The 12,679-nt window shown below is 72.3% G+C and carries 6 protein-coding genes and 1 pseudogene; 3 read left to right on the top strand and 4 right to left on the bottom strand.

Going from position 1 to position 12,679, the window contains the following annotated elements; all coding sequences use genetic code 11:
* Nucleotides 1-96 (top strand): annotated as a pseudogene (locus ABZ371_RS19520) (SAM-dependent methyltransferase); the annotation flags it as partial.
* Between the two features lie 23 nt (nucleotides 97-119).
* Here ABZ371_RS19520 and glgB read toward each other — a convergent pair.
* The 4 genes from glgB to ABZ371_RS19500 form a co-directional block, all read right to left on the bottom strand.
* The gene (gene glgB / locus ABZ371_RS19515) at nucleotides 120-2,684 is read right to left on the bottom strand and encodes a 1,4-alpha-glucan branching enzyme (protein ID WP_358681014.1); all 2,565 of its coding nucleotides are present in this window, start codon (nucleotides 2,682-2,684) and stop codon (nucleotides 120-122) included.
* A 41-nt stretch (nucleotides 2,685-2,725) separates the two neighbouring features.
* Nucleotides 2,726-4,159 (bottom strand): maltokinase, encoded by a 1,434-nt coding sequence (locus tag ABZ371_RS19510; RefSeq protein ID WP_358681013.1) that lies wholly within the window; start codon nucleotides 4,157-4,159, stop codon nucleotides 2,726-2,728.
* Nucleotides 4,160-4,410: 251 nt separating this feature from the next.
* Nucleotides 4,411-6,117: a maltose alpha-D-glucosyltransferase gene (gene treS, locus ABZ371_RS19505; protein ID WP_358681011.1), complete on the bottom strand. Its 1,707-nt coding sequence runs from the start codon at nucleotides 6,115-6,117 to the stop codon at nucleotides 4,411-4,413.
* Nucleotides 6,114-8,201, bottom strand: a complete 2,088-nt coding sequence (locus tag ABZ371_RS19500) for an alpha-1,4-glucan--maltose-1-phosphate maltosyltransferase (protein ID WP_358681008.1) — start codon at nucleotides 8,199-8,201, stop codon at nucleotides 6,114-6,116. The genes treS and ABZ371_RS19500 overlap by 4 nt, the downstream gene beginning before the upstream one ends.
* A gap of 702 nt (nucleotides 8,202-8,903) precedes the next feature.
* Here ABZ371_RS19500 and glgP point away from each other — a divergent pair.
* Together glgP and ABZ371_RS19490 are read left to right on the top strand one after the other, a co-directional pair.
* Nucleotides 8,904-11,582, top strand: coding sequence for an alpha-glucan family phosphorylase (gene glgP / locus ABZ371_RS19495; protein ID WP_358681005.1), 2,679 nt, complete (start codon nucleotides 8,904-8,906; stop codon nucleotides 11,580-11,582).
* Between the two features lie 197 nt (nucleotides 11,583-11,779).
* Nucleotides 11,780-12,679: GAF domain-containing protein (locus tag ABZ371_RS19490; RefSeq protein ID WP_358681002.1), on the top strand; the 900-nt coding region annotated here is incomplete at its 3' end.

Below are 12,679 nucleotides of genomic sequence, written 5' to 3'. Positions count from 1 at the left end.
TCCGAAGCCCACGCCGCCCGGCTGATCGCCGCCTGCGCTCCCTCACGGGGAGCCCGGATCGCGGATTTCGGCAGCGGCTGGGGCGAACTGCTGATAGCGTGCCACCCGGCCGGCCGCCGTCAGGCCGGCCGGAACCACACCGTCGCCAGCGGCGGCAGTGTCAGGGACAGGCTCGTCTCCCTGCCGTGGGCCGGCACCGCCTCCGGCTTCAGCGCGCCCTCGTTGCGGACGTCGCTGCCGCCGTACCGCGCCGCGTCCGTGTTGATGATCTCGACCCACGCCTCCGGGCCGTCCGGCACGCCGATGCGGTAGTCGTGCCGGACCACCGGGGAGAAGTGGCAGACCGCGAGCAGCGGCGAGCCGTCGGCGTCGTAGCGGACGAAGGAGAGGGCGTTGTCCTCCGCGGCGCCGCCGTCGATCCAGGAGAAGCCCTCCGGGTCCGTGTCGCGCTGCCAGAGCGCGGGCAGCGCGCCGTACACCGCGTTCAGGTCGGTGACCAGCGTGCGGACGCCCCGGTGGTCGGCGGAGGCCCCGTACGTCTCGTCCAGCAGCCACCAGTCGGGGCCATGGCCTTCGGACCACTCGGCGCCCTGCGCGAACTCCTGTCCCATGAACAGGAGTTGCTTGCCGGGGTGGGCCCACATGTAACCCAGGTAGGCGCGGTGGTTGGCGCGCCGCTGCCACCAGTCACCGGGCATCTTGGTGACCAGGGCCTGCTTGCCGTGCACGACCTCGTCGTGCGAGATCGGCAGCACGTAGTTCTCGCTGTACGCGTACACCATCGAGAACGTCATCTCGTCGTGGTGGTACTTGCGGTGCACCGGCTCCTTGGACATGTACACCAGCGAGTCGTGCATCCAGCCCATGTTCCACTTCAGCCCGAAGCCGAGGCCGCCGAAACCGTCCGGTCCCACGTGGTGGGTGGCGCGGGTGACACCGTTCCAGGCCGTGGACTCCTCCGCGATCGTCACGACACCCGGGTTGCGCCGGTAGACCGTCGCGTTCATCTCCTGGAGGAAGGCCACCGCGTCGAGGTTCTCCCGGCCCCCGAACTCGTTCGGCGACCACTGGCCGTCCTCGCGCGAGTAGTCGAGGTAGAGCATCGAGGCCACCGCGTCGACCCGCAGGCCGTCGATGTGGAACTCCTCGCACCAGTAGGTGGCGTTGGCGACCAGGAAGTTGCGGACCTCCGTACGGCCGTAGTCGAACTCCAGGGTGCCCCAGTCCGGGTGCGCGGCCCGGGAGGGGTCGGAGTGCTCGTACAGCGGCCGGCCGTCGAACTCGGCGAGTGCCCAGTCGTCGCGCGGGAAGTGCGCCGGCACCCAGTCCATGAGGACGCCGATCCCCGCCCCGTGCAGGGCGTCGACCAGGAAGCGGAAGTCGTCCGGGGTGCCCATGCGGGACGTCGGCGCGTAGAAGCCCGTGACCTGGTAACCCCAGGAACCACCGAACGGGTGCTCCGACACCGGCATCAACTCGACGTGGGTGAAGCCGAGTTCCTTCACATAGGCGGGCAGCTGGGTGGCCAGCTCACGGTAGCTCAGGCCGGGCCGCCAGGAGGGGAGGTGCACCTCGTAGACCGAGAAGGGCGACTCGTGCACCGGGCGGTCGCCCCGGTGCGCCATCCAGTCGGCGTCCTGCCAGACGTGGTGCGACGCCGTGACCACCGAGGCGGTCGCGGGCGGCACCTCCGTGTGCCGGGCCATCGGGTCGGCACGCTGGGTGTGCGAACCGTCGGGACGGCAGATGTCGTACTTGTACACGGCGCCCTCGCCGACGCCGGGGAGGAACAGCTCCCACACGCCCGTCGCGCCCAGCGAACGCATGGGGAAGGCCGTGCCGTCCCAGTAGTTGAAGTCACCTGTGACACGGACCCCGCGCGCGTTGGGGGCCCAGACGGTGAAGCGGGTCCCCGCGACCCCCTGGTGCTCCATCGGCCGGGCACCGAGCGCCTGCCACAGCTCCTCGTGCCGGCCCTCGCCGATCAGGTGCAGATCGAGCTCACCGAGCGCGGGCAGGAACCGGTAGGGGTCGTCCACCTCGATCTCGTCGTCCTCGTAGGCGACCAGCAGGCGGTACTCGGGCACGGACGGCAGCGGCAGGACGGCGGAGAAGAAGCCGTCGCCGTCACTCTGCAGCTCGGCCTGCACCCCCTGCGCCAGTACGGTCACCGAGCGGGCGTACGGGCGCAGGACCCGCACGACCACCCCGCCCCGGGCCGGGTGCGCGCCGAGGACGTCGTGCGGAGCGTGGTGGTCACCGGCGAGCAGGCGTCCCCGGTCGGCGTCGGACAGGGCCGTGGCGGGCAGCGCGTCCCTGCTCCCGCCGCCGCGCCGTGGGCGGGGTGGCGCGGCGGCGGTGGAGGCGGTGGCGGGTTCCGGTGCGCCGGCGGCGGGTTCCGCGACCGGGGTCTCGGTGGCGGGTTCGGCGACGGGGGTCGCGGCGGCGGCCCGCGCGGCGGCGGACTCGGCACCGGTGGACCTGGCCGCCGTCCTGGCGGACGCGGCCTTCGTGCCCGTGGCGGTCTTGGCGGTGGCGGCCCGCTTGGTCCTGCGCTTGGCGGGCGGCGGGGCGTCGGCGGCCGAGGCGGTGACCTCGGTGGTCACGGGTTCCGCCGCGGGCGGGACCTCGAGGGGCTCGGCGGCGGGCTCGGGCGACTTGCGGGACGGCTTGCGGGCGGTCACAGGGACTGCCTCCTCGGGGGGTGAGGGATGGGAAGGGCGGATCACGCGGTCGTGCCGGCCAGACGGTGGATGGCGGCCATCGGGACGGGCAGCCAGTCGGGGCGGTGGCGGGCCTCGTAGAGCACCTCGTACACCGCCTTGTCGGTCTCGAGGGCGCGCAGCAGCTCCGGTTCGCCGCGCGGGTCGGTGCCCGCCGCCCGGGCGTAGCCCTCGCAGTACGCGGCCCGGCAGCGGGCCGCCCACTCGGGGTTCCACGGCTCGTGCGAGCGGGCCGCGTAGTCGAAGGAGCGGAGCATCCCCGCGACGTCGCGCACCGTCGGCTGCGGACTGCGGCGCTCGGGCAGGGGCCGGGCCGGTTCGCCCTCGAAGTCGATCAGCGACCAGAAGCCGTCCTGCCCGCGCAGGGCCTGGCCCAGGTGCAGGTCGCCGTGGATCCGCTGCACGGCCCAGCCCCCTCCCGTACGGCCCTGCGCGGCGACGGCGTCGAACGCCGCGCGCAGCCCCGGTACGTACGGGACCAGGGCCGGGACCGCCTGCGCGGCGTGTTCCAGCCGGTCGATCATCCCGGCCACCAGGTGGCCGGTCCGCTCCCGGGCGAGGGCGGGCGTCGGCAGGGCGGCGGCGAGCGCCGTGTGGACCTCGGCCGTGGCCCGGCCCAGCGCGTGCGCCTCGGGGACGAAGTCGCGCCCGGCTCCGAGCGCGGCCAGGGCGAGGTGCCAGCCGTCCCGCGCGCCCCGCAGGAAGGGCTGGAGCACCCCGAGGGTGAGCGGCTCCGGAGTGGTCGCCTCGAACCAGGCGACCGGGGCCGGCACCCGCCCGCAGCCCTCCCGGGCGAGTGCCAGCGGCAGCTCCAGATCGGGGTTGGTGCCGGGGAAGACCCGGCGGAAGATCTTCAGGATGTAGGCGTCGCCGTAGACGAGCGAGGAGTTGGACTGCTCGGTGTCCAGGAGCCGTGGCGACAGCCCCGGCGGGATCGCCGCGGCCCGCTCGAAGCTGAGGTGGCCGAGCGATCCGGGGTTACGGAATCGTTCCAGCAGGAGGCCGGCGACACGGGGGTCGTGCAGGCCCTCGTACAGGACCCGGCCGGCGAGCGGGCCGTCCGCTACCTGGCCGATGAGGGCGCCGGCCAGGCGCGGCGGCAACGTGGCACGCACCCCGAGCAGGAGCTGGTAGCAGTCGTCGTGGGACTGGGGGGTCCGGCTCGGCTGATGGGCGCGCACCAGCAGGTGCAGCAGGCCGGGGCCCGCCGAGGCGTCCAGCGGCAGTATCTCGGTGGCCGCGACAAGGGAGAAGCCGGTGACCGGCTGCCCCTTTCCCGCGAACCACCGCTGCCGGGGGAGCCACTCGTGGAGCAGGGGGGTGAGCGACGGCAGCAGTGCCGTCGTGCCCGTGCTGCTCCCGAGACTCCGACTCGTGGTCTTTCTCGTTGTCGTGCTCTTCGCCAGGGCGACTCGAGTGGATGCAGCCTCCGACATGGCATCGCGTCCTTTCCCCGGGCACACCACAGGATGCGAAGAGTGTCCCGGATTGCGGCAATGGCTGTCCGGCTGTGCGGGACGTGTCGGGTGAGGAAAAGTCCGTACGGACTCGATCATTGGGCCATGAAGCGCCCGAAGGAGCCCGGATGCGCTCGATACGGGGGAGAGTGCCCCGTGCGGGGCGGCGGAAACCGCCCCGCGCGCGGCGCCCCGCACCTGAGGCGCCGTCAGCGGACCTTCAACGGAGGTCAGCTGACCGGAGCGTCCTTCCGCAGCCGGAACCAGTAGAAACCGTGTCCCGCGAGCGTCAGGAGGTAGGGCCACTGCCCGACGGCGGGGAAGCGCACCCCGCCGATGAGCTCCACCGGATGACGTCCGCTGAAGGCGCGCAGATCGAGCTCCGTGGGCTGCGCGAACCGCGAGAAGTTGTGGACGCACAGCACGAGGTCGTCCTTGTACTCGCGGGTGAACGCGATCACCGCGGGGTTCGACGAGGGCAGCTCGCTGTACGAGCCGAGGCCGAACGCCGGGTTCTGCTTGCGGATCTCGATCATCCGCCGCGTCCAGTGGAGCAGCGACGACGGCGAGGCCATGGACGCCTCGACGTTGGTGACCTGGTAGCCGTAGACCGGATCCATGATCGTGGGGAGGTAGAGCCGTCCGGGATCGCTGGAGGAGAACCCGGCGTTGCGGTCCGGGGTCCACTGCATCGGGGTGCGCACGGCGTCGCGGTCCCCGAGCCAGATGTTGTCGCCCATCCCGATCTCGTCCCCGTAGTAGAGGATCGGCGACCCGGGCAGGGACAGCAGCAGGGCGGTGAACAGCTCGATCTGGTTGCGGTCGTTGTCCAGGAGGGGCGCGAGGCGGCGGCGGATGCCGATGTTGGCCCGCATGCGCGGGTCCTTGGCGTACTCCGCGTACATGTAGTCCCGCTCCTCGTCCGTGACCATCTCGAGCGTGAGCTCGTCGTGGTTGCGGAGGAAGATGCCCCACTGGCACCCGGAGGGGATCTCCGGGGTCTTCGCCAGGATCTCCGAGACCGGGTAGCGGCTCTCGCGCCGCACGGCCATGAAGATCCTCGGCATCACCGGGAAGTGGAAGGCCATGTGGCACTCGTCGCCGCCGGCCGGGAAGTCGCCGAAGTAGTCGACGACGTCCTCCGGCCACTGGTTGGCCTCGGCGAGCAGCACGGTGTCCGGGTAGTTGGCGTCGATCTCCTTGCGGACCCGCTTGAGGAAGTTGTGGGTCTCGGGGAGGTTCTCGCAGTTGGTGCCCTCGCGCTGGTACAGGTACGGCACGGCGTCCACCCGGAAGCCGTCGATGCCGAGGTCCAGCCAGAAGCGCAGCGCGGAGATGATCTCCTCCTGCACGGCCGGGTTCTCGTAGTTGAGGTCGGGCTGGTGCGAGAAGAACCGGTGCCAGTAGTACTGCTTGCGCACCGGGTCGAAGGTCCAGTTGGACGTCTCCGTGTCGACGAAGATGATCCGCGCGTCCGGGAACTGCTTGTCGTCGTCGGCCCAGACGTAGTAGTCGCCGTAGGGCCCGTCCGGGTCGGTGCGGGACTGCTGGAACCAGTCGTGCTGATCGCTCGTGTGGTTCATGACGAAGTCGATGATCACCCGCATGCCGCGCTGGTGGGCGGCGTCGACGAACTCCACGAAGTCGGCGAGGTCGCCGAATTCGGGGAGCACGGCGGTGTAGTCGGAGACGTCGTAACCACCGTCACGCAGCGGCGACTTGAAGAAGGGCGGCAGCCAGAGGCAGTCGACGCCGAGCCACTGCAGGTAGTCGAGCTTGGCGGTCAGGCCCTTGAGGTCGCCTACGCCGTCGCCGTTGGAGTCCTGGAAGGACCGGACGAGGACCTCGTAGAAGACGGCGCGCTTGAACCAGTCGGGATCACGGTCCTTGGCGGGGGTGTCCTCGAACAGGTCGTGGACGGGCTCGTTGACGATCATGGTGTGGGTGACCCTCCGGTCGGCGGGGACGGTCGCAGGACGACGATGTGCGCGGGCTTCACGCCCGGCTCCAGACGCACATAGAAGGTCCTGCCCCAGTGATAGGTGTCGCCGGTGAGCTCGTCGCGCACCGGCACGCTCTCGTGCCGGTCGAGGCCGAGCCGCGGCATGTCCAACGAGACCGTGGCCTCCTGGGTGTGGTGCGGGTCGAGGTTGACGACCACCAGAACGGTGTTCGAGCCGGATCGCTTGCTGTAGATGATCAGCGCCTCGTTGTCGACGGAGTGGAAGTGGACGTCGCGCAGTTGCTGGAGCGCGGGGTGGCGACGCCGGATGCGGTTGAGAGAGGTGATCAGGGGCGCCAGCGAGCGGCCTTCGCGTTCCGCCGACTCCCAGTCCCTCGGCCTGAGTTGGTACTTCTCCGAGTCCTGGTACTCCTCGCTCCCGGGATGCACCGGGGTGTTCTCGCACAGCTCGAACCCCGCGTACACGCCCCAGGAGGGGGAGAGGGTCGCGGCGAGCACGGCCCGCGCCTCGAAGGCGGGGCGGCCGCCGTCCTGGAGGTAACCGGGAAGGATGTCGGGCGTGTTCACGAAGAAGTTGGGCCTCATGTACGAGGCGGACTCACCGGCCAGCTCCAGGGCGTACTCGGTGAGTTCCTGCTTCGTGTTACGCCAGGTGAAGTACGTGTAGGACTGCTGGAAGCCGACCGCGGCCAGCGTGCGCATCATCGCGGGCCGGGTGAACGCCTCGGCCAGGAAGATGACGTCCGGGTCGGTGCGGTTGATCTCGGCGATCACCGTCTCCCAGAAGACGACCGGTTTGGTGTGCGGGTTGTCGACGCGGAAGATGCGTACGCCCCGGTCCATCCAGAAGCGCAGGATGCGGACGCTCTCGGCGACGATCCCCGGCATGTCCTTGTCGAAGGCGATCGGGTAGATGTCCTGGTACTTCTTCGGCGGGTTCTCCGCGTACGCGATCGACCCGTCGGGACGGTGGTGGAACCACTCGGGGTGCTCCGTCACCCACGGGTGGTCCGGCGAGCACTGGAGCGCGAAGTCGAGCGCGACCTCCATCCGCAGCGTGCGGGCCGTACCCACGAAGTGGTCGAAGTCCTCGAGCGTGCCCAGGTCGGGGTGGACGGCGTCGTGGCCGCCCTCGGCCGAACCGATCGCCCACGGGACCCCGGGGTCACCCGCGGCGGGGGAGAGGCTGTTGTTGGGGCCCTTGCGGTGTGTGGTGCCGATGGGATGGACGGGCGGCAGGTAGACGACGTCGAACCCCATCGCGGCGACGGCCGGAAGCCGCTCGGCGGCCGTACGGAAGGTGCCGCTGAGGAGCCTGGGGGCGGGGGGTTCCGCCTCGGCCGCGGACACCCTCGCGGCGGCCGCCTCCGCCTCGGCCGCCTTGGTGGCGCGGGTCTTCCTGGCGGGCTTCGCGGGCGCCGCCGGCTCCGGGCGCGCCCCCTCGGAGCGCGGGAACATCTCGTACCAGGATCCGTACAGGGCGCGCCGCCGCTCCACGACCAGCGGCATCGGGCGCGAGGCCGTGACCAGTTCGCGCAGGGGGTGCCGGCCCAGCGCCTCGTCCACCTCCGGGGTGAGGGCGGCGTCCAGCCGGGCGGCCGCCGGGCGGCTCGTGTCCCGCAGCGCGTCGACGGCTGCCAGTACGGCCTCGCGGCCGTCCCGCTTCGGCACGCCGCCGGCGGCCCGCTCGTAGAGTTCGGCGCCCTCCGCGAGGACCAGGTCGGTGTCGATGCCCGCCGGGATCTTGATCCGCGCGTGCGTCCGCCAGGTGGTGACCGGATCGCTCCACGCCTCCACGGTGTAGGTCCAGTGCCCCTCGGCCGTCGGAGTGACGTCACAGCCCCAGCGGTCGGTGCCCGGGGCGAGTTCACGCATCGGCGCCCAGGGTCCGGGCCGTCCGCTCGGATCGCACAGGACGACGTCGGCGGCCACCGCGTCATGGCCTTCACGGAACACGGTGGCGCTGACCTGGAAGGTCTCGCCTACGACGGCTTTGGCCGGCCGTCTGCCGCAGTCGACGAGCGGACGGACGTCCAGGACGGGAATGCGACCGATCATGGAATCACCTGAGGGCTGGAGCTCGGCATGCACGGAGCGCGGAGCGGGTGGGAGGGGCTGGCCGCGCGCGCCGCGATGGTGGGGTTGCGTCCTTTGTAGCTGCTCGGTCGTCCGCCGGCGGGCTGTGGGCATGGCCGCTCCTGTCCGCGTTCACTCGAATGGCACTCGAATGGCAGGTGCGCGCGGGTTCCGTGCTCGGATCGGGGCACCTGTGCTGCGCTGCGCGGGTGGGTACCGGGGAAGCCTTCCCACCGCTTCCGGGCGGCCAACCCGACGGCGTGTTAACTCCTGGGTCCACTCGGCGCACGCACCGTGCACGCGGCGTGCCGTTTCCCCCGGCCGACGCGTCACGCACACATGGCAGCCTTCCCTGTGGTGCGGAGCCTTACAAGGTCGAGCACGGAGGGGAAATCAGCCATTTCGCCCGTGAGGAATGTGTACGCATCTGGCCCATGGGGCCGCGTGGGCCGATGGTGTGATCGGGACCTCTGACGCGGGTGTGCCACGGGAGGGGCGTGAGGGGGAGCGCACGGTGTGACGACCGGGGCGGGGGCGGTCGGGCCGGGCGGCGCCGTTCCCACTGAGCCGGTCGCGCGCCGTGGCCTCCAACGGCCGCACGCCGCTACCGTCGAGGGTGACGGAGGGGCCGCACACCGTCGTGCGTCCCCTCGGATCCGTGCGTCCCCTGTAAAGGTGGGATACGTGAAGGCCATTCGTCGATTCACCGTGCGTCCCGTCCTCCCCGAACCCCTCCAACCGCTCAGCGACCTCGCCCGCAACCTGCGCTGGTCCTGGCACTCCGAGACCCAGCAGCTCTTCCAGGCGGCCGACCCGGAGGGCTGGCGGCCCGCCGACGCCGACCCCGTGCGCCTGCTCGGGGCCGTCTCGGCCGACCGCCTCACCGAGCTGGCCGGGGACCAGCACTTCCTGCGCCGCCTCACCGAGGTGTCCGGGAACCTCCGGGAGTACCTCGAAGGCCCCCGGTGGTACCAGGACCAGCTCGCCCAGGGCGCGGAGCTCCCCGCCGCCATCGCCTACTTCTCCCCCGAATTCGGGGTCACCGCGGCCCTGCCCCAGTACTCCGGCGGACTCGGCATCCTGGCCGGGGACCACCTGAAGGCCGCCAGCGACCTCGGCGTGCCCCTCATCGGAGTCGGCCTGCTCTACCGGCACGGCTACTTCCGCCAGAGCCTGTCCCGCGACGGCTGGCAGCAGGAGCACTATCCGGTCCTCGACCCCAACGAACTGCCGCTCACCCTCGTGCGCGAGGCGGACGGCACCCCCAGCCGGGTGGTGCTCGCCCTGCCCGGCGGACGTTCGCTGTACGCCTCGATCTGGCAGGCCCAGGTCGGCCGCGTCCCCCTGCTGCTGCTCGACTCCGACGTCGAGGAGAACGCGCCGGGCGAACGCGACGTCACCGACCGGCTCTACGGCGGCGGCAGCGACCACCGGCTGCTTCAGGAGATGCTCCTCGGCATCGGCGGGGTGCGCGCCGTGCGGACCTACTGCCGGCTGACCGGGCACCCGGACCCCGAGGTGTTCCACACCAACGAGGGGCACGCCGGCTTCCTCGGCCTGGAACGCATCCGGGAACTGTCCGAGACCGGCCTGGACTTCGACGCCGCCCTGGAAGTGGTGCGGGCCGGGACGGTGTTCACCACCCACACCCCGGTGCCGGCCGGCATAGACCGTTTCGAACGCCAGCTCGTCGCACGCCACTTCGGCGACGACGGAGAGCTGCCGGGCGTCGGGGTGGAGCGGATCCTGCGCCTGGGCATGGAGACGTACCCCGGCGGAGAGCCGGACCTCTTCAACATGGCGGTGATGGGCCTGCGGCTCGCCCAGCGCGCCAACGGCGTCTCCACCCTGCACGGAGCCGTCAGCCGCGAGATGTTCTCCGGTCTGTGGCCCGGCTTCGACCCCGCGGAGGTGCCGATCACCTCCGTGACCAACGGCGTCCACGCACCCACCTGGGTCGCCCCCGAGGTACTCCGCCTCGGCGCCAGGAAGTTCGGCACCGAACGCGCGGAGAACGCACTCGCGGGCGCCGGGGTCGGCCAGGCCGACAGTGCCGGGACCGGGCCGGCCGGTGCCCCCCGGCGCTGGGACGCCGTCACCGCCGTCCCCGACCGGGAGATCTGGGACCTGCGCCGCGGGCTGCGCGAGCAGCTCGTCACCGAGGTCCGCAAGCGGCTCTACGCCTCCTGGCGCAGGCGCGGCGCCGGTACCGCCGAGCTGGGCTGGATCGACGGCGTGCTCGACCCCGACGTCCTGACCATCGGCTTCGCCCGGCGCGTTCCCTCGTACAAGCGCCTGACCCTCATGCTGCACGACCGCGACCGGCTGCGGGCGCTCCTGCTCCACCCGACACACCCCATCCAGATCGTCGTCGCGGGCAAGGCCCATCCCGCCGACGACGGGGGCAAGCGCCTCGTCCAGGAGCTGGTGCGGTTCGCGGACGATCCCAGGGTGCGCCACCGCATCGTCTTCCTGCCCGACTACGGCATGGGCATGGCCCAGAAGCTCTACCCGGGCTGCGACGTGTGGCTCAACAACCCGCTGCGCCCGCTGGAGGCCTGCGGCACCAGTGGGATGAAGGCCGCGCTCAACGGCTGCCTCAACCTGTCGGTGCGCGACGGCTGGTGGGACGAGTGGTACGAGCCCGACTTCGGGTGGGCGATCCCCACCGCCGACGGCTCCGCCACCGACGAGGAGCGCCGTGACGAACTGGAGGCGGGCGCCCTCTACTCGCTGATCGAGGAGCGGGTCGCGCCGCGCTTCTACGACCGCGACGCGGACGGCCTGCCCGAGCGGTGGATCGAGATGGTCCGCCGCACCCTGGTCACCCTGGGGCCCAAGGTCCTCGCCGGACGCATGGTGCGCGAGTACGTCGAGCGGCTCTACGCGCCCGCCGCGTCGGCCCGCCGGGCGCTGGGGCCCGCGGCGGCACAGGAGCTGGCGGCCTGGAAGGCCAAGGTCCGCGCGGCCTGGCCCCAGGTGGCCGTCGACCACGTGGAGGCCTCGGCCGACGCCGTGGTGGGCGGCTCGGCCGAACTGGGCTCCACCCTCGCGCTGCGGGTGCGGATCGCCCTGGGCGGCCTGGACCCGGACGACGTCGAGGTGCAGGTGGTGGCCGGGCGGGTCGACTCCGGTGACGCGATCGCCGAGGCCCAGACCGTCCCGCTGAAGCCGGCCGGCGGTCACGACCTGGAGGACCGCTGGCTCTACGAGGGCCCGCTCGCCCTCGACCGCACGGGGCCGTACGGCTACACGGTGCGCGTACTGCCCTCCCATCCGCTGCTCGCCTCGGGAGCGGAGCTCGGCCTGGTCGCGGTGCCGGCCGCGTCGGCGGCGGGGGACGGCGGAGTGCTCCTGCGGTGACGTCCCGGGTGGGCCCCGCGCCGGCCGCGGCGACGGGCCCACCTCCGTCCCGGCCCGTGCCGCGCTCGCATCACGGCGGCACGGGCAGGGGTGATTCCGGCGTGATCTCGCTAACATGACTGCCGGTGCCCCGCCGGCTCGTGAGTCTCCGGGGCGACAGCGATGCGCCCCCCCGGGCGCGAGTGGAGGTCGGCACGGTGAACGGCGGCGGCAGCCGAGCGAGACGCCTGACCCGTCGGCTGGCCGCCCAGGGCGGCACCTCCCGGTTGTTGCACGTCCGGCGCCCGGACGCCGCCGACGCGCCGCGGCCCGACCGCTTCACCACAGCCGCCCGCATGCGCTGGCTGCACGCCGCGAGCACCCGGATCGGCACCACCCTGGACCTGGAGCGGACGGCGCAGGAGCTGGCCGCGTACAGCGTGCCCAGGCTGGCGGACGGCGCCGCCGTCGACCTGCTGGAATCCGTGCTGCACGGGGAGGAGGGCGAGCGGGTCACCGGGAGCGCCGTGCCCGTCACCAGGGCCATGGCGGTGCGGGCGGTCGAGGCGCTGTCCGGGCTGGAGCCCTCCCCGGTCGGCGAGGTCGTCGACCGCCGGGAGCGCCGGGAGACGCTGCTGACCACCCACTGCCTGCGCAGGGGCGAGCCCGTCCTCGTCAGCAGGATGACCGACGAGGACTTCCGGCGCGTCGCCCCGACGGACAGCGCGGCCGCGGCCATGCGGCGCCAGGGCGTGCACAGCTACCTCGCCGTCCCGCTGATCGCCCGCGGTGTCCTGCTGGGCTCGGCCGACTTCGTCCGGGCCGGCGGCAGTCCGCCGTTCAACCGGGCCGACGCCGACGTGGCCGTCCAGCTCGGAGCCATGGCGGCCGTGTTCATGGACAACGCCCGCCTTTACGGGCGCGAGCGCCAGCACGTCCTCTCGCTGCAGCGCAGCCTGCTCCCGCGCGCCACCCCCCACACCCCCGGCCTGCGGGTGCGCGCGCACTACGCGCCGGCCGCCGACGCGCACGGGGTGGGCGGCGACTGGTACGACGTGGTGGCGCTGCCCGGCGGGCGTACGGCGCTGGTCGTCGGCGACGTCACCGGCCACGGGGTG

The sequence above is a fragment of the Streptomyces sp. NPDC005899 genome, from assembly GCF_040629645.1.
In the GTDB taxonomy this organism is placed as follows: domain Bacteria; phylum Actinomycetota; class Actinomycetes; order Streptomycetales; family Streptomycetaceae; genus Streptomyces.
This window is presented reverse-complemented; position numbering and strand designations above follow the sequence as displayed.